Source organism: Streptomyces chlorus (assembly GCF_042655885.1).
Lineage (GTDB): Bacteria > Actinomycetota > Actinomycetes > Streptomycetales > Streptomycetaceae > Streptomyces > Streptomyces chlorus.
Genome location: NZ_JBHSOA010000061.1, coordinates 188836 through 205929 on the forward strand (window position 1 = coordinate 188836; position 17094 = coordinate 205929).

At 72.7% G+C, this 17094-nt stretch carries 12 protein-coding genes and 2 pseudogenes; 10 read left to right on the forward strand and 4 right to left on the reverse strand.

The window, feature by feature from the left end; all coding sequences use genetic code 11:
- Positions 1–210: 210 nt before the first annotated feature.
- From cyc2 to ACFPZI_RS26355, 4 genes are all read left to right on the forward strand, one after another.
- A complete protein-coding gene (gene cyc2 / locus ACFPZI_RS26340; RefSeq protein ID WP_381367678.1) occupies positions 211–2373 on the forward strand; it encodes a germacradienol/geosmin synthase Cyc2 in 2163 nt (720 codons plus the stop codon).
- A 278-nt stretch (positions 2374–2651) separates the two neighbouring features.
- Positions 2652–3128: a PDZ domain-containing protein gene (locus tag ACFPZI_RS26345; protein ID WP_381367681.1), complete on the forward strand. Its 477-nt coding sequence runs from the start codon at positions 2652–2654 to the stop codon at positions 3126–3128.
- A 220-nt stretch (positions 3129–3348) separates the two neighbouring features.
- Positions 3349–3480 (forward strand): hypothetical protein, encoded by a 132-nt coding sequence (locus ACFPZI_RS26350; RefSeq protein ID WP_381367684.1) that lies wholly within the window; start codon positions 3349–3351, stop codon positions 3478–3480.
- A gap of 48 nt (positions 3481–3528) precedes the next feature.
- Positions 3529–4473 (forward strand): aminoglycoside phosphotransferase family protein, encoded by a 945-nt coding sequence (locus ACFPZI_RS26355; protein WP_381367687.1) that lies wholly within the window; start codon positions 3529–3531, stop codon positions 4471–4473.
- A 226-nt stretch (positions 4474–4699) separates the two neighbouring features.
- Here the strand turns inward: ACFPZI_RS26355 and treZ are convergent, their stop codons facing one another.
- Entirely contained in the window at positions 4700–6445 is a 1746-nt protein-coding gene (gene treZ, locus ACFPZI_RS26360) for a malto-oligosyltrehalose trehalohydrolase (protein WP_381367690.1), read from the reverse strand.
- Positions 6446–6626: 181 nt separating this feature from the next.
- Here treZ and ACFPZI_RS26365 point away from each other — a divergent pair, with 181 nt between their 5' ends.
- The 3 genes and pseudogenes from ACFPZI_RS26365 to ACFPZI_RS26375 all read left to right on the forward strand — a co-directional run bounded on the left by ACFPZI_RS26365 (position 6627) and on the right by ACFPZI_RS26375 (position 8047).
- The gene (locus ACFPZI_RS26365) at positions 6627–7178 is read left to right on the forward strand and encodes an FHA domain-containing protein (protein WP_381367693.1); all 552 of its coding nucleotides are present in this window, start codon (positions 6627–6629) and stop codon (positions 7176–7178) included.
- A gap of 84 nt (positions 7179–7262) precedes the next feature.
- Positions 7263–7610, forward strand: a pseudogene (locus ACFPZI_RS26370) (dehydrogenase); the annotation flags it as partial.
- Positions 7607–8047: an SSI family serine proteinase inhibitor gene (locus tag ACFPZI_RS26375; RefSeq protein WP_381367696.1), complete on the forward strand. Its 441-nt coding sequence runs from the start codon at positions 7607–7609 to the stop codon at positions 8045–8047. The pseudogene ACFPZI_RS26370 and the gene ACFPZI_RS26375, both read left to right, overlap by 4 nt.
- A gap of 19 nt (positions 8048–8066) precedes the next feature.
- Here the strand turns inward: ACFPZI_RS26375 and ACFPZI_RS26380 are convergent, their stop codons facing one another.
- The 3 genes from ACFPZI_RS26380 to glgX form a co-directional block, all read right to left on the reverse strand.
- On the reverse strand, positions 8067–9341 hold the full coding sequence (locus tag ACFPZI_RS26380) for a M14 family zinc carboxypeptidase (protein ID WP_381367699.1): 1275 nt from the start codon (positions 9339–9341) through the stop codon (positions 8067–8069).
- A 143-nt stretch (positions 9342–9484) separates the two neighbouring features.
- Positions 9485–11878, reverse strand: coding sequence for a malto-oligosyltrehalose synthase (gene treY / locus ACFPZI_RS26385; RefSeq protein ID WP_381367702.1), 2394 nt, complete (start codon positions 11876–11878; stop codon positions 9485–9487).
- Between the two features lie 103 nt (positions 11879–11981).
- Positions 11982–14198 (reverse strand): glycogen debranching protein GlgX, encoded by a 2217-nt coding sequence (gene glgX / locus ACFPZI_RS26390; RefSeq protein ID WP_381367705.1) that lies wholly within the window; start codon positions 14196–14198, stop codon positions 11982–11984.
- A 358-nt stretch (positions 14199–14556) separates the two neighbouring features.
- Between glgX and ACFPZI_RS26395 the strand changes: the two genes are divergently transcribed.
- The 3 genes and pseudogenes from ACFPZI_RS26395 to ACFPZI_RS26405 all read left to right on the forward strand — a co-directional run bounded on the left by ACFPZI_RS26395 (position 14557) and on the right by ACFPZI_RS26405 (position 17054).
- Positions 14557–15825: an SAV2148 family HEPN domain-containing protein gene (locus ACFPZI_RS26395; protein WP_381368086.1), complete on the forward strand. Its 1269-nt coding sequence runs from the start codon at positions 14557–14559 to the stop codon at positions 15823–15825.
- A 102-nt stretch (positions 15826–15927) separates the two neighbouring features.
- Positions 15928–16053, forward strand: a pseudogene (locus tag ACFPZI_RS26400) (3'-5' exonuclease); the annotation flags it as partial.
- A gap of 197 nt (positions 16054–16250) precedes the next feature.
- Positions 16251–17054 carry a 3'-5' exonuclease gene (locus tag ACFPZI_RS26405; RefSeq protein WP_381367708.1) on the forward strand — a complete coding sequence of 268 codons (804 nt, stop codon included), beginning with the start codon at positions 16251–16253 and terminating at the stop codon, positions 17052–17054.
- The last annotated feature ends 40 nt before the right edge of the window (positions 17055–17094 follow it).

Sequence of the window (17094 nt, forward strand, 5' to 3'; positions counted from 1 at the left end):
TGAAGCCCGGTGCACTGCGAATAGACCCGGTAGCGATCCGCACGTCCGTACCGGAGCGGCGGCGTCGCGCAGTCGGCACTCCCGCACCGGCACTCCCGCACCGGCACCCCCACATTCCGGCATTTCAGCATTTCAGGGAGGGTTCACGCGATGGTGTGATCATGTCCGGGCCGGTGGATGCCGGCACGGGCCCACGGGTAGTGCCGGGCCATGACCCAGCCGTTCGTACTTCCGCACTTCTACCTGCCGCACCCCGCGCGGCTGAACCCGTATCTCGAGGAGGCCCGCGCCCACTCGTCGGTGTGGGCGCGCGAGATGGGCATGCTGGAGGGATCCGGAGTCTGGGAGCAGGCCGATCTCGACGCGCACGACTACGGCCTGCTCTGCGCCTACACCCACCCCGACTGCGACGGGCCCGCCCTCTCCCTGATCACCGACTGGTACGTGTGGGTCTTCTTCTTCGACGACCACTTCCTGGAACTGTTCAAACGCAGCCAGGACCGCGAAGGCGGCAAGGCCCACCTGGACCGGCTGCCGCTGTTCATGCCGCTGGACCCGGCGATCCCGGTGCCCGAGCCGCGCAACCCGGTCGAGGCGGGCCTCGCCGACCTGTGGGCGCGCACCGTGCCCGCGATGTCCGAGGACTGGCGCGCCCGGTTCGCCGTCGCCACGGAGCACCTTCTCAACGAGTCGCTGTGGGAGCTGTCCAACATCAACGAGGGGCGGATCGCCAACCCCGTCGAGTACATCGAGATGCGCCGCAAGGTGGGCGGCGCCCCATGGTCGGCGGGGCTCGTCGAGTACGCGACCGCCGAAGTGCCCGCCGCTGTTGCCGGAACCAGGCCGCTCAGGGTGCTGATGGAGACGTTCTCCGACGCCGTGCACCTGCGCAACGACCTGTTCTCCTACCAGCGCGAGGTCGAGGACGAGGGCGAGAACAGCAACGGCGTCCTCGTCCTGGAGACCTTCTTCGGCTGCACCACCCAGCAGGCCGCCGACACCGTCAACGACATCCTCACCTCGCGGCTGCACCAGTTCGAGCACACCGCGTTCACCGAAGTGCCCGCGGTCGCTCTGGAGAAGGGCCTCGCCCCGCACGAGGTCATGGCCGTCGTGGCGTACGCGAAGGGGCTGCAGGACTGGCAGTCCGGCGGCCACGAATGGCACATGCGCTCCAGCCGGTACATGAACGAGGGCGCGCGGGAGACCGCCCCGTGGGCGGGCCCGACCGGACCGGGTTTCTCGGCCGCCGACGTGCGCGGACTGCTCGCCGCCGCGGGTGCGGCGAGGCTGCGGGCGCACACCCATGTGCCGTACCAGAAGGTCGGCCCGTCCCTGATCCCCGAGATCCGCATGCCGTTCCCGCTCACGCTCAGCCCGCACCTCGACGCCTCCCGGAGCACCCTCGTCGAGTGGTGCCACCGGACGGGCATCCTGAGCGAAGGCGTGTGGGACGAGGACAAGCTCGAGGCCTATGACCTCGCCCTGTGCTCCGCCGGGCTCGACCCGGACGCCACCCCCGAGGCCCTCGACCTCAGCGCGCAGTGGCTCGCCTTCGGCACCTACGGCGACGACTACTACCCACTCGTCTACGGCCACCGCCGGGACCTGGTCACCGCCAGGCTGACCACGGCACGCCTGTCCGACTGCATGCCCGTCGACGGCGAACCGGTGCCCCCGGTGGCCAACGCCATGGAACGGGCCCTGGCCGACCTGTGGGGCCGCACCACCGCGGCCATGACACCGGAGGAACGGGTACCGCTGAAGAACGCCGTGAACGTCATGACCGAGAGCTGGCTGTGGGAACTGGGCAACCAGATCGTGCACCGAGTGCCCGACCCGGTCGACTATCTGGAGATGCGCCGGCAGACCTTCGGCTCCGACCTCACCCTCGGCCTGTGCCGGGTGGGCCACGGCCCCGCCGTCCCGCCGGAGGTCTACCGCAGCGGCCCGGTCCGTTCCCTGGAGAACGCGGCGATCGACTACGCCTGCCTCCTCAACGACGTCTTCTCGTACCAGAAGGAGATCGAGTTCGAGGGCGAGATCCACAACGCGATCCTCGTCGTGCAGAACTTCTTCGGCTGCGACTACCCGACGGCGCTCGGCATCGTCCATGACCTGATGAGCCGTCGCCTGGACCAGTTCGAGCATGTTGTGGCACATGAGCTGCCCGTGCTGTATGAGGACTTCGGACTGTCCCGGGAGGCACGCGCGATCATGCGGGACTATGTGCTGGACCTGCAGAACTGGATGGCGGGCATCCTGCACTGGCACCGCAGCGTGGACCGCTACAAGGACGCGTGGCTCTCGGGCCGGGCCCACGGCTTCCTCCCGGACCGCACACCCGCGGCGCCCATGATTACCCGTATCTGAGGGGAAGTCAGTCTCACTCTTTCGTGGCTCGTCGGCCCCCGTCGATCCGGGTAGCACTCCGGCGGAGGCGATCCATGGAACAGACTGCGTTGCGACCCAAGCCGATGCCCGGCCGTGGGGCGACCGGCGCCGGCACCGGAGACACGGGCGGGGGCGCGGACCGGAACGGGAGCGGGGAAGGGAACGGGGGCGGGCCCGGGGCCCGGTGCGGTTCCGGCCGGCCGCGTTCGCATGCCGCACGGCGGCGGGGGCGGCGACTGAGCACCACACTGCTCGCGATGCTCCTCGGCACCGTCCTGGTGCTGTCCGGAGTGGGTGTCGGGGCGATGGGGGTCACGGTCGTCGGCGCGGACGGACTGGCCGGGTTGCAGCGCAGGGCGGGATTCGCGGACGTTGACGTGCCGTCCGGATCGCCCGGGGCGTCCGGGTCGCCCGGGCCGTCGGTGGCGTCGGGGGCGGGGACCGCCCCCGCCTCGGCGTCCGCGCCCGTCGTCGCCAGGCTTGGCGTGGAGGTCGTGGACGACAACGGGCCGGGGGCCCTGGTGGTCGGCGTGCAGGTGCCGGGTCCGGGGCTCTCGGCGGGCCTGGTACGGGGCGACGTGCTCCTCGCCTTCGACGGCACCCGGATCGACACGGCCGCCGACCTGGCGGGCGCGGTCGTCCGGGCGAGACCGGGTGCCGGGGTGGCCCTCACGGTGCGCCACCGCGGCGGCGGCTTCCAGCAGCTCACGGCCGTCCCCGGCCTCGTCACCTGAGCACCGGGAAGTGGTATCGCCGGAGCCGGCGCGACCCGGGGGACCGCATCCGAAGGGGCACGTCAGTGCGACATGGCCGGCTCGTGTGTGAGCGGAGCCGCTCCCCAGGAGCACCGGACGCGGTGACACGCCGGACGAACACGGCACACCGGCTCGCGCGGCCCCCGCCCGCCGGGCAGGATGCTGCTCATAGCCCCTGCACCTGCCCCGGGAGGCCCGGATGACCGGCAGTACGTCCGCGTCCTGCACCACGCCCGGTGCCGAGCCCTGCACCGCGCCCCGCACCGCCGCCGACGACGCGGCTCCTACCCGTACGGAGCGTGCGGAGGGGGAGACGGTCATAGTGGACTGAGCGGCCCCGACGTCCCCTCCCCGCCCACCGAACGGCAGCGGCGCGACCATGACCCAGGCACCGACACCCACCGCGGACACCGTCCGCCGGCTGGTCCGTACCCTCCTCAAGGACGAGGGGGACGGTGAGACCGCCGACGGACCGGAGGTGCGGCCCGTCGGCGAGGGCGCCGAGCCCGCCACCTGGTGGGTCGGCACCCGGCAGGTGCTGCGCCTCGCACTCGACCGGGAGACGAGCACACGCCGGCGCCGCGAGCTGCGACTGCGGGAACTCGTCCGCCGGCACATCCCGGTCGCGGTGCCGTCGAGCGTGGCGCACGGCGAGTGGGCACCAGGCCTGATCTGCACCCTGGACACCAGGCTGTCCGGCGGGTCGGCGGAGGAGCACCGGGTGTCCGCCGTCGGTGAGACCGATCTGGCAGGGCTGCTCACCGGGCTGCGCGAGGTACCGGTGCGGCAGGCGGAGACGTTCGGCGTGCCGCGTGTCTCCCCGCGTTCCCTGGAGTACCTGCGCCGGGCCGCCGGAGAGGCCGCCGAAAGGCTGGCCGCCGCCGACGAGTTCGCCCCCCACCGCCTGCGGCAGCTCACCCCCTCCGCCGCCGTCCAGCTCACCGCCCAGTCCGGCTCGCCGGTCCTCGTCCATCACGACCTCACGGGCGCGCATCTCGTGGTCAGCGCCGAGGGCCGGGTGCGCGGGGTCCTCGGCTGGGCCGGGGCGGTGGTCGGCGACCCCGCCGAGGACATCGCGGGCCTGGCCCTCGCCGTGGGATCCCCGGCCGCCGTACGCGCCGCCACCCTCGCCGGCTACGGCGCCCGCCCCTGTCTGCGCGGCCTGTGGCTGGCCCGCTGCGACGCGGTCCTGCACCTCGCCGAGGCACTGGGCCGCGGGGGCACCGGCCCGCCGCCGCTGCTGCGCGTCCGGCTGCGCCGGGCCTGGGAGGCGATCCTGCTGGAGCGGGTGACGGACCTCCGCAGCGCCGACGACATGCCATAGCCACGTGCCCGAGCCGCCTGCCCCGGCGGACGTGACCCGCCGAAAACACTCCGCCGGACGTGCCCCGTGGACGTGCGCCGCGGACGTGTGCCGCGGATGTGCCTCCGGAGGTGCCTCCGGACGTGTGCCGTGGACGTGCCCCGCGGATGTGTCTCCGGACGTGCGCCGCGGACGTGTGTCGCGGACGTGCCCCCGGCCGTGTGCCGCGGGTCGGCGCCCCGGGCGCTCACTGCTGCTGCAGCACCGCCGCGGACTCGCCGGGCAGGTGCAGCACTCCGTCCGCGCCCGGTGCCCCGACGGGCTCCCAGGCGGCGAGTACGTGCGCGTGCGGGGCGCCCAGCGCGATCGCGGCCGGTTCACCGGCCAGGTTCACGGCCACCAGCACGTCCCCGCGCCGGAAGGCGAGCCGGCGCCGGTCCTCGTCGAAGACCACCTTGGTGTCGGCGAGGTCGGGGTCGGTGAGGTCCGGCTGCGCGTGACGCAGCGCGATGAGCTGCCGGTACCAGGCCAGCATGCGCGCGTGGGGCTCGTGTTCCGGCTCCGACCAGTCCAGGCAGGAGCGGTCGCGGGTGGCGGGGTCCTGCGGGTCGGGCACGTCCGCCGCGGCCCAGCCGTGCGCCGTGAACTCCCGCCGTCTGCCGTCGCGCACGGCCTCGGCGAGTTCGGCGTCGGTGTGGTCGGTGAAGAACTGCCAGGGCGTGCCCGCCGCCCACTCCTCGCCCATGAACAGCATCGGCGTGAACGGAGCGGTCAGCGTGAGGGCCGCCGCACAGGCCAGCACGCCGGGGGAGACCAGCGCGGCCAGCCGGTCGCCCCGGGCCCGGTTGCCGATCTGGTCGTGGGTCTGGCTGTAGCCGAGGAGGCGGTGCCCGGCGATGCGCGTACGGTCCAGGGGCCGCCCGTGCCGCCGGCCGCGGAACGAGGAGTACGTGCCGTCGTGGAAGAAGCCGCCGGAGAGCGTCTTGGCGACCGCCGCGAGCGGGGCGCGCGCGAAGTCGGCGTAGTAGCCCTGCGCCTCACCGGTCAGCGCGGCGTGCAGGGCGTGGTGGAAGTCGTCGTTCCACTGGGCGTGCAGTCCGTGGCCGCCGTCCGCGCGGGGCGTGATGTACCGGGGATCGTTCCGGTCCGACTCGGCGATCAGGAACAGCGGTCGGCCGGTGTCGGCCGACAGGGCGTCCACGGCCGCCGCCAGCTCCTCCAGGAAGGGGTAGGCGCGCGTGTCCGCCAGCGCGTGCACCGCGTCCAGCCGCAGCCCGTCGATCCGGTAGTCCCGCAGCCACGCCAGCGCGCTCTGAACGAGGAACGCCCGCACCTCGTCCGAGCCGGGGGCGTCCAGGTTGACGGCGGCGCCCCACGGAGTGTGGTGGGTGTCGGTGAAGTACGGGCCGAACCGCGGAAGATAATTCCCGGAGGGCCCCAGATGGTTGTGCACCACGTCGAGGACGACGCCCAGACCCAGGGCGTGCGCCCGGTCGACGAAGCGCTTCAGCGCCTCGGGTCCCCCATACGGTTCGTGCACCGCCCATAGCGAGACCCCCTCGTACCCCCACCCGTGACGGCCGGGGAAGGGACACACCGGCATCAGCTCCACATGGGTGACGCCCAGCCCGGCGAGATGCTCCAGCCGCTCGGCGGCGGCGTCGAACGTGCCCTCGCGCGTGTACGTGCCCACATGCAGCTCGTACAGGACGGCGCCGGGCAGCGGGCGCCCGTCCCAGGCCGCGCGCCAGGCGAACGCGTCGTGGTCGACGACGGCGCTCTCCCCGTCCGGCCCGTCCGGCTGCCGGCGCGAGCGCGGATCGGGCAGTACCGGCCCACCGTCCAGGGCGAAGCCGTACCGGGAGCCGTCCCGCGCGTCCGCCTCACCCCGCCACCATCCCTCCCGTTCCGGATCGCGCGTCAACGCGCGCGTGACGCCGTCGCACTGGAGCGTCACGTCGCCGGCCTGCGGTGCCCACACCTCGAACTGCACGGACGGTTCCCCTTCGTCTGCTCACCGTGACGTAGCTCGTACATCGTGCTGCATCGGAGATCGATCCGCCGGTGAATGTTCCCTTTGCGGCGGGTGTCGCCGCCTCAGGAGTGGGGGCGGCCGTGCGGTGCTTCTGTCGTCTCCTGGACAGTCCGGCCCGTGCTGGCCGACAATCAGCAACGTGACGTCGTCATTCGAGTTCAATACGTACCCCGCGCGGCTCTCCGACATGGAGCGCGACAAGGCGCTGAAGGTACTGCGGGACGGCGTCGCGGTGGGGCGGCTGTCCCACGACACGTTCATCCGGCGCATGGAGCTGGCGCTCGCGGCCCAGCGCTCCGACGAACTCGTCCCGCTCACCGCCGACCTGCCCACCGAGGGCCGCTTCTCGCGCCTGGTGTTCTCCTCCGTGGAGGCGGTCTCCGGGTTCACGGTACGGCTGCGCGGGGCATGGCGGGCCGAGCGGCTGCCGAAGCTGCTGCTGCCCCATCCGGCGACCGCCCACCCGTTGCGCATAGGGCGCGACCCCGCCAACGGGCTGAGGCTCAACCACGAGACGGTCTCCCGCGCGCACGCGGAACTCCGTCAGCAGGGCGGCCTGTGGGTGCTGCGGGACCTCGGTTCCACCAACGGCACGACAGTGAACGGGCGTCGGGTGGTCGGCGCGGCCGTCGTCCGGGAGGGCGACCAGATCGGCTTCGGGCGGATGACGTACCGGCTCACGGCGGACTGACCGTCCGAGCACGGCCGGACAGTCCGTGGCACCGGGTTCCTTGGCGCCGGGCACGGCACGGGGGACCCCGGCACCGGCGTCAGCGGTGTCCGCCCGCTCCCGCCCATGAACACCGCCCGGCTGACGGCGCTCACCAGCGCCGGCCGTCGGCCGGCGCTGCGCCCCGCGGGACTGCTGCACCAGCTGGTCACGACCGCCGGCCGCGATCCGGCCGGGGTACTGCCGGAACTGGACCGGCTCATCGACGCGCGGTGCGCCGACCACCGCGACACCTGCGAGACACGCTGGATCCCGGTCGCACGTCAGGTCGAGTACCAGGCGCGGGTCGTGGTCGCCGTGTTCGAGCCGGCCGCGCGGCACCCCGGCACACCTTCCCGTTCGGGTGAGCCGGGCTGGGGTTCCGGCACCGTCGTGCCGATGCATCTGGAATGACGTACACCTCACTGAAAGCGGTGCGGGGCGCGCTGCTGGCGGCGACCGCCCTCCTCGCCTGCCTTGCACCCACCCCCGCGCAGGCGGACCCGGGCCCCCGGGGCGCCGACACCTCCGACAGCTGGCTCGTCCTCGGCGTCGACCAGGGCGAGACCCGGACCGGCACGGTACCCGGCCGCCTGCTCCTCTGCGACCCGCCCCAGGGCCACCCGCGCGCGGCCGACGCCTGCGCGGAACTCGCCGCGGTGAACGGGCGTATCACCGGCATCCCGGCCCGGGACACGTACTGTCCGATGGTCTACGCCCCGGTGACCGCGCACGCGCGCGGGCAGTGGCGGGGACAGCCGGTCGAGTACACGGAGACCTTCTCGAACCGGTGCGCGATGGAGGCCCGGACCGGCTCCGTGTTCGCCCTGGACGGGCCGCAGCCCTCATGAGGTGGGGGAGCGGGCGGCTTCAGCCCGTTCCCGCACCCGTACCCGCGCGGGCGTGCAGCGCCGCCGCCACGACGGTGCGGACCTGATGCTCCACCTGGTGTGCCACGGGCACCCGGCGGGCCCGGAAGTGCACGGCGAACGAGTCGCTCCACAAGGCGACCAGGCGCTCGAGACGCGCCGCCGCGTGCGTGTCGCTCTCCCGCAGCTCCCGCCGTAGCATCGCCGCCGCCCGCAGCGGCACCCGGCGCGTGAACGCGTCCACGCTGGCCACGTACGCCCTGGTGCCGTCGGGCGGCCGGGTACGGACCAGGTCTCCGGCCAGCCCCGGGACCAGCTCCAGCCCCCAGGTGGCCGCCCGCAGCAGCGGACCACCGGCGGTACCGGCGCCCTCCATGGCCCCGGGCCGGGCCTCCTCCAGCACCTGCCGCACCTCGCGCGCGTCCCGCAGCAGCCGGTCCGCGAGATGCCGCAGCGCCTCGGCCGGAGCCGGATGCGGCTCCGGATCGTCCACCAGGCCACCGGCCCACATCGGTACCTCGACGACCGCCGTCAGACCGCCGTACCGGTGTGTGCGGTACCAGGTGCTGTGCCGCGCGTCGTCCGGCAGGCTCGGATACACCGGCCCGGCCTCCGCCGGGGGCATCACCCGCACCCCGGGACCGGACGCCGGCCAGCCCGCCGCGTCCGAGGCGCCCGTCTCCACCGGGATGTGCAGCTCCGCGGCGGACTTGCCGAACGGCTCGGCGAGCCCCGGCACGTTCCTCGTCAACTGGACCCAGCTGCCGCCCAGATCGGTCCCGTGCAGCGACACCTGGAGGTAGGGCCGCAGCTCGTCGATGACCCCGGTCAGGGCCAGGGTCTCGGGCGGCAGCCGGTCGGGTGGCAGTACCGACGGGGCCCACTCCGGCTGTTCCCGGCCGGCGGGACGGAAGAAGCCCAAGTGATAGTCGTACAGGTTGTCCGGCTCCGTCGCCGTATGGAGGCTCGCCCCGTCGGGGTCCGCGCACAGCAGGAAGTGCCAGGACGTGTCGTCCCGCAGCTCCCGTTCCGCCACGACCCGCCGGGCCAGCGCGAGCAGTGTGCCCCCGCCGGCCGGCTCGTTGGCATGGGCACCCGCGACCACCAGCACGGCACGCCGGGCGTGGCCCACGGACAGCAGGTACAGCGGCCGCCCCGCGCGGGAGAGTCCCACCTGCCGCAGGACGCACAGGCCGGGCCGTCGGACCGTCAGTGCGCGGGAGGAGGAAACGAGTTCGGCCACCGTCGGGTAGCGCAGCTCCGGCAGGAGACCCACCCCCCGTCCACCACCCGTCGTCGCACATCGCAGTACCCCACGGTCACGGACCGGTGTCAAGAGTGCGACGGGGGAGGCTCCAGGGGGCGCACGCGGCGCACATGACCGGCACCCGCACCGCCGTGTTCCACCCGGGCGGGGTCCTACGCCACGCCCGGCTCTCCGGCGCGCTCCAGCAGTGCCACCGGTGACCGCTCGAACAGCTCCGCCACGCGCGCGTGCCCGGTGAACTCCCGTCCGGGCTCCAGCACGTCGGCCCACCGGCCCGGTGGCAGCGCCAGCCGAGTCTCCCGCCAGCCACCTGCCTCCGTCAGCCGCAGCGACAGCCGGGTCACGGCGGTCAGCACCACACCGGACCGCACGAACGCCACGCAGTGCGCCGCCCCGGGCCCCTCGGCGGCCAGCGGCTCGTACGACGCCGTGTCACCGAACACTTCCGGCCGACGCCCCCGCAAGCGCAGCGCGGCCCGTGTCACCGCCGCCTTGCCGCTGCCGACCGCGTCCTCGCCGTCGTCGCCTCCCACCGCCCCGGCCGGGAAGTCCACCGCGCGCCGGTTGTCCGGGTCCACCAGGGCCCGGTACTCGGACTCGGTGCCCTGGTAGACGTCGGGCACGCCCGGCATCGTCAGATGGACCAGGGCGGCGCCCAGCACGTTCGCGTGGATGTACGGCTCCAGTGAGGCCCGGAACTGCGCGACCCGTTCGCCCGTGGCCCCGCACGGCCCCGCCGCCACGAACCGGGCCACCGCCTCCTCGTACGCCGGTTCCTGCTCCGTCCAGCTCGTGTGCAGGCCCGCCTCGCGCACATGCTTGAGCAGCGCACCCGTCACCCGCTCCGGGTCCGCCGGCCCCAGTCCGAACACCGTCTGCCAGGCCGCCCACGCCAGCTGCGGGTCCGGTACGCCCTCGCCGACGTGGGTCACCTCGGTCAGGACGTCCGCCCACCGTCCGGCACACTCGGTGAGCACATGGAGTGCGGCCCGCACATCGGCGCTGCGCTTGGTGTCGTGCGTGGAGACGACGGTCCCGGTCGCCGGCCAGTCGCGCTGCACGCGCGCGCAGTACGCGTGGAACCGCTCCGGGGACAGCGCCGGAGAGCCAGGGTTCTGGCCCACCTCCGTCGCCGACAGCAGCGGCACGTAGCGGTAGAACGCCGTGTCCTCCACCGACTTGGCCCGCAGCGCCGACGCGGTCTGCGCGAACCGCGTACGGAACTCCACCTGCCCCGGCCCGTCGCCGTACCGCCCGAGCACCAGATCCCGTACGACATCGACCACCCCGGCCTCCTCGGGGACGGCGAAGGCGCGCCGGGCGCCGGCCGCGGCCTCCTCGGTGACCACGCCGGCCGGGTCCACGGAGGCATAGGGGCGGTACACCTCGAGCCGCACCAGCAGTTCCTCGAGCGCGGTGCGCAGGGCCCAGGGCGCACGGTCCCGCAGCGCGGGTTCGGGCGAGGCCGCGCACACGCGGTGGGCGACCCGGGTCAGCCGGTCCACCTCGGCCGACAGCTCGTGCGTGAGCACCTTGTACGCGGTCCGACGCGCCGTAGCCTCCCACTCGCCGCCCCGGTCCGGCTGCGGTGCCGCGAACCGCCGGTACTGGCCGAGCAGTTCCCCGGCCCCCGCCGGGTCCGTGAACAGGCCGTCCACGTGCCGCAGGGCGTCGTAACCGGTGGTGCCCGCGACCGGCCAGGAGGCGGGAAGCGGCTCGCCGTCGGCGAGGATCTTCTCCACCACGGTCCAGCGGCCGTCGGTCGACTCGTGCAGCCGCCGCAGATACTCGTCCGGGTCGGCGAGCCCGTCCGGGTGATCGACCCGCAGCCCGTCGACGACTCCCTCGCGCAGCAGCTGGAGGATCTTGGCGTGGGTGGCCTCGAACACCTCGGGGTCCTCCACTCGCACGCCGATCAGCTCGGAGATGCTGAAGAACCGGCGGTAGTTGAGCTCGGTGCGGGCCAGCCGCCACCAGGCGGGGCGGTACCACTGGGCGTCCAGGAGCTGCGGCAGCGGCAGGTGGGCGGTGCCCTCGCGCAGCGGGAACGCGTGGTCGTGGTAGCGCAGCACATCGCCGTCCACCTTCAGCCGGCCGAGCTCCGCGCCGAGCGGTCCGCCCAGCACCGGCAGCAGCACCTGGCCGCCCTGCGCCTCCCAGTCGATGTCGAACCACCGCGCGTGGCGCGACGAGGGCCCCTCGCGCAGCACCTCCCACAGGACCCGGTTGTGGCGCGGGGACATCGCCATGTGGTTCGGGACGATGTCCACGACCAGGCCGAGACCGTGCTCCCGCGCGGTGCGCGACAGGCTCCGCAGCGCCTGCTCGCCGCCCAGTTCCCCGCGCACGCGCGCGTGGTCCACCACGTCGTAGCCGTGCCGCGAGCCCGGCACCGCCTCCAGGACCGGCGACAGATGCAGATGGGACACTCCGAGCGAGGCCAGGTACGGCACGGCGGCCGCCGCGGCGGCGAAGGGGAAGTCGGGCTGCAACTGCAGCCGGTACGTGGCGGTGGGCACCGCGGGCTCAGGTCGCTCAGGGGTCATGCAGATCTAAGTACCCGCCCTGCCGCCTTTCCTGTCAACAGTCCCTCCGCTGCTGCGCCACCGGCCGCGCCACCCCTCCACGCCCCCTCCACGCCGCTGTCCGTCACGCCGGCCGCTGGAGCACCGTCAGGCTCCGGTCGGTCAGGGACAGCCGGGCGCCGGCCCGCACCTTCGGGCCGGTGCCCGGTGGGACCACGTCCTCGCGGGCGGTGTCGACGACCACCTGCCACTGCCGGCCGTGGTCGACGGGCACCACGAACTCCAGCGGGCCGGGGGAGGCGTTGAACATCAGCAGGAACGAGTCGTCCGTGATCCGCTCCCCGCGCCGGCCGGGCTCCGAGATCGCGTTGCCGTTGAGGAACACCGTCAGCGCCGAGGCGCGCGCCCGGTCCCAGTCCCGCTGGGTCATCTCCATCCCCTCGGGGGTGAACCAGGCGATGTCGGACAGGTCGTCGTGGGTGCCCGCGACCGGCCGTCCGTGGAAGAAACGGCGCCTGCGGAAGACCGGGTGGTTCTTGCGCAGCCACACCATCGCGCGCGTGAAGGCCAGCATCCGCAGGCGGACGTCGTCACTGCCGTCCGTGCCGCAGTCCGCGCTGCCCTCCCCGCCGGTGTCGCCGCCGTGCTTCTCCCGCTCGTCCCGGCCCTTCCGGCGCCGCTGCCCCTCCCGCTCCGAGGGCCAGTCGAGCCAGGCCAGCTCGTTGTCCTGGCAGTAGGCGTTGTTGTTGCCGCCCTGGGTGCGGGCGACCTCGTCGCCGTGACTGATCATCGGCACGCCCTGGGAGAGCATCAGCGTCGCGATGAAGTTCCGCATCTGACGGGCGCGCAGCCGCAGCACGTCCGGGTCGTCGGTGTCACCCTCGGTGCCGCTGTTCCAGGAGCGGTTGTGGCTCTCGCCGTCCCGGTTGTCCTCGCCGTTGGCGGTGTTGTGCTTGTCGTTGTACGAGACCAGGTCGTGCAGGGTGAAGCCGTCGTGGCAGGTCACGAAGTTGATCGAGGCCAGCGGGCGCCGCCCGTCGTCCTGGTACAGGTCGGACGAGCCGGTCAGCCGGGAGGCGAACTCGGCGAGCGCGCGCGGCTCGCCCCGCCACAGGTCCCGCACGGTGTCCCGGTACTTGCCGTTCCACTCGGTCCACAGCGGCGGGAAGTTGCCCACCTGGTAGCCGCCCTCGCCCACGTCCCACGGCTCGGCGATCAGCTTCACCTGGGAGACCACCGGGTCCTGCTGCACCAGGTCGAAGAACGACGACAGCCGGTCCACCTCGTGGAACTGCCGCGCCAGGGTCGCCGCGAGGTCGAAGCGGAACCCGTCGACGTGCATCTCGGTGACCCAGTACCGCAGCGAGTCCATGATCATCTGGAGGACGTGCGGGGACCGCATGAGCAGGGAGTTCCCGGTGCCCGTCGTGTCCATGTAATAGCGGGGGTCGTCGGCCAGCCGGTAGTACGAGGGGTTGTCGATGCCCTTGAAAGACAGCGTCGGACCCAGGTGGTTGCCCTCGGCGGTGTGGTTGTAGACGACGTCGAGGATGACCTCGATCCCGGCCTCGTGCAGCGCCTTCACCGCCGACTTGAACTCCAGCACCTGCTGACCGCGGTCGCCCCAGGACGCGTAGGCGTTGTGCGGGGCGAAGAATCCGATGGTGTTGTAGCCCCAGTAGTTGTTCAGGCCCATGTCCACCAGGCGGTGGTCGTTGACGAACTGGTGAACCGGCATCAGCTCCAGTGCCGTCACGCCGAGTTCGGTCAGGTGCTCGATCGTCGCCGGGTGCGCGAGGCCCGCGTAAGTGCCGCGCAGCTCCTCCGGCAGTCCCGGATGGCGCATGGTGAGACCCTTGACGTGCGCCTCGTAGATCACCGTGTGGTGGTACTCCGTCCGGGGCCGCCGGTCGTCGCCCCAGTCGAAGTACGGGTTGACCACGACCGACGTCATGGTGTGCGGTGCGGAGTCCAGGTCGTTGCGCCGGTCGGGCGCGTCGAAGTGGTAGCCGTACACCTCCTCGCCCCACCGGACCGACCCGCTGATCGCACGCGCGTACGGGTCGAGCAGCAGCTTCGCCGAGTTGCAGCGCAGCCCCCGTTCGGGGGCGTACGGCCCGTGGACACGGAAGCCGTACCGCTGTCCCGGCATGATGCCGGGCAGGTACGCGTGCCGTACGAACGCGTCGCTCTCGCGCAGTTCGACCGCCGTCTCGGAGCCGTCGTCGTGCAACAGACACAGCTCTGCTCGGTCCGCGGCCTCCGTGAAGACCGCGAAATTCGTGCCGGCGCCGTCGTACGTGGCACCGAGGGGATACGCCTCGCCAGGCCAGACCTGCATGGACACGACTCTTTCAGGTGTACGGCGCCGGTGGGGCGCCTTGGCCCGGAGTGTTGCCGTGTCGTCCCGTCGCCGTGTTGTCGTCATACCGCTGTCGGGTCTGCTGTCGTGCCGCTGTGGGGCCGCCTTCGTGTCGGAGAAGGGCAGGCCGGTGCAACGTGGTCTCTCCGTGGCCTCGCGGATCTCCACGCAGGTGCCCCGGCCGCAACCTCCGTGTGCGTGTTGTGACTTCGTGCACTCGCCGCAGACGGGCATACCAGAACAGTGGTGTGGAAGGCGGAAGTTGAGAAACGACACTGCCATCAGGCTGCACCGCACACCGCAAGCGGAGTACTCTCCTTGATCGTTGGGGCTGGGAGTGCTCGGGGGAGTGGAAGGCGGTGCGCGGGTGGGCTCGGGAGGGCTGGAGCTGCCCCCTGGTGACCAGGGTCATGAGGGGAACTCCACGGACGTCCCGCCCGGTGCGGTGTCCCTGGCGCGGCCGATGGATGCGGGCTCGATCGGGCCGGACCTGGACTGGGACGTCGACGCCTGGCGCGAGGTGCGGACCCGTGCCCAGCGGGCCGGCCGCGCCTACATATGGCTGAACCTCGTCGAGCAGCGGCTGCGCTCGGTCGTGGCCGCCGTGCTGCGGCCCGTCTACGAGCCCGTCCACGGCGACGACTGGGTGGTCGCCGCAGCAGGACCCGCCGGGCAGGAGTGGGTGCAGCGCGCGGTCGCGGTGCGCGAGGTCAGCCGCCGCAAGGGCTATCTGCTCGACCCGGCAGACGACAACGTCCTCTCCTTCCTCACGCTTCCACAGCTGCGCGAGCTGATGGTCCAGCACTGGCCCTGTTTCGAGCCGTACTTCGACGACCGCCGGGACGTCGAGCTCGCCCTGGACGAGCTCGAGGTGACCCGCAATGTCGTCTCCCGCAACCGGGCGCTGTCCGAAGCGGTGCTGAACCAGGCCGAGCGGGCCTCCGCGCGGCTGCTGGAGATGCTCGGCGCGGACGGGGACGTGCCGTCCGCACGCCGGCTGCCCGTCGATGCGGTGGAGGACCTGGTCGGCGACCGGTACGCGGACGTGGTCGCCGTCCACCCCGACCGGGTGCGACTGCTGCGCCAGTTCCCGGCCGAGGACATCTTCGGCGGTGCCCGCCGCCTGGACGCCCTCGGTATAGGCCTCAACCTGCTGGTGCAGAACTTCTCCGGGCGCCGCCTGGTGCGGCTCGCCGAGGCCGGCTGCCGGGTGCGGCTGCTGTTCCTGAACCCGGCCTCCAGCGCGGTCAAGCGCCGCGAGCGCGAACTCGGTCTCAAACGCGGGGAGCTGGGCCGCGCGGTCGAGATGAACATCCTCCACATGCGCCGGGTGCGGTCCCGGCTGCGCGACCCGGGTGCCTTCGAGATCCACGTGTACGACGAGACACCCCGCTGTACGGCGTACCTCGTCGACGGGGACGGCGCCGACGGCGTCGGCGTGGTGCAGAACCATCTGCGCCGGGCCCGGGGGATGGAAGCACCGGTGCTGGTACTGCGCAACGGCAGCAAGGTGGTCAAACCGGACGAGGTCGAAGAAGGCGGACTGTTTCCCACGTACCGCGAGGAGTTCGAGCAGATGTGGGTGGATTCGCGCCCGGTGTCGTGAACTGTCCGTGATCACAAACGGAATGCGGCCCTCGGGTTGTCAGTGGTGCGTGCGAAGGTAGGAACCACTGGGGGAACGCACCACACAGAAGGGGGGCCACCCATGGGCTGGCACCGGGAGCCGCTGATCGGCTTCGGCCTGGAGGCGACGGGCACCGACCCGCGCGAGGCACGCATCGTCACGGGAGTCGTGATCGAGGTCAGGGACGGAGTGCCGCAAGGGCGCAGGGGGCGGTCGGCCGAGGGCGGCCCCGCCGACCAGGTCGCCGACACGACCGCCGGCGTCCTCACCGGTCACCGGAGCGCGGGCGTGCCGGCCGTCGTCCACAGCGCCGTGTCTCATCCGCGCGCCTCAGTCCTGCCCCAGGCGTCTCGTCCGCCGGCAGGATGCCGGGTTCCTGCCCACGCCGGGGCGGGGGCCGTGTGATGAGCTGGATCACCGGGCCCTTGGTGGCCTTCGACCTGGAGACCACGGGTACGGACGTCGAGACCGATCGCATCGTCACCGCGGCGGTCGTGCGACTGGAGCCGGACGGGACCATCTCGGCGGAGCGGACCTGGCTGCTCGATCCCGGGGTGGCGATACCCGAACAGGCTTCGGCGATCCACGGCATCTCGACGGACCATGCCCGCGAGCACGGAGTCCCGCCGTCGTCCGCGGTCGAGGACATCACCCGGGCCGTCGCCGAGGTCCTGCGCTCGGGGACACCCCTGGTCGTGATGAACGCGCGCTACGACCTGTCCTTGCTGGACCGTGAGTGCCGGCGGTACGGGCTGGAGTCGATCACTGAGCGACTGGGCGGCGTGCCCTCGCCGGTCATCGACCCCCTGGTGCTCGACAAGCACGTCGACAAGTATCGGAAGGGGAAGCGCGCCCTGCACGCGTTGTGCGCGCACTACGGCGTCTCGCTCGACGACGCGCACGACGCGAGGGCGGACGCGGTGGCTGCCGCCCGTGTGGTGCGACGCATGGGCGAGAAGCACCGGCACGTCGGGATGATGTCCTTGACGGACCTGCATGAGCTCCAGGTGCGCGCGGCGGCCGAGCAGTCGGCCTCTCTGCAGGCGTATCTGCGGCGGACCACGAACCCGACGGCAGTCGTCGAGTCGGCTTGGCCGGTCATCCCGCGGAGCCGGCAACCCGGGCCGGCCGAGGCCCTCCGTGAGCGAGAGCCCGGCGACCGGGTGGCCGCGCCGCTGTCCAGGACCGCACCCGGGCAAGCGTCTTAGGGAGAGCGCGGAGCCGCCTCTGCCGGCGGCTTTCCCCACC

Excerpts from the sequence above, each read along its gene's own strand:
- ACFPZI_RS26405 (WP_381367708.1), top strand. The coding sequence starts at position 16,251 with ATGAGCTGGATCACCGGGCCCTTGGTGGCCTTCGACCTGGAGACCACG.
- ACFPZI_RS26355 (WP_381367687.1), top strand. The coding sequence starts at position 3,529 with ATGACCCAGGCACCGACACCCACCGCGGACACCGTCCGCCGGCTGGTC.
- ACFPZI_RS26345 (WP_381367681.1), top strand. The coding sequence starts at position 2,652 with ATGCTCCTCGGCACCGTCCTGGTGCTGTCCGGAGTGGGTGTCGGGGCG.
- cyc2 (WP_381367678.1), top strand. The coding sequence starts at position 211 with ATGACCCAGCCGTTCGTACTTCCGCACTTCTACCTGCCGCACCCCGCG.
- ACFPZI_RS26350 (WP_381367684.1), top strand. The coding sequence starts at position 3,349 with ATGACCGGCAGTACGTCCGCGTCCTGCACCACGCCCGGTGCCGAGCCC.
- treY (WP_381367702.1), bottom strand. The coding sequence starts at position 11,878 with ATGACCCCTGAGCGACCTGAGCCCGCGGTGCCCACCGCCACGTACCGG.
- glgX (WP_381367705.1), bottom strand. The coding sequence starts at position 14,198 with ATGCAGGTCTGGCCTGGCGAGGCGTATCCCCTCGGTGCCACGTACGAC.
- ACFPZI_RS26375 (WP_381367696.1), top strand. The coding sequence starts at position 7,607 with ATGACGTACACCTCACTGAAAGCGGTGCGGGGCGCGCTGCTGGCGGCG.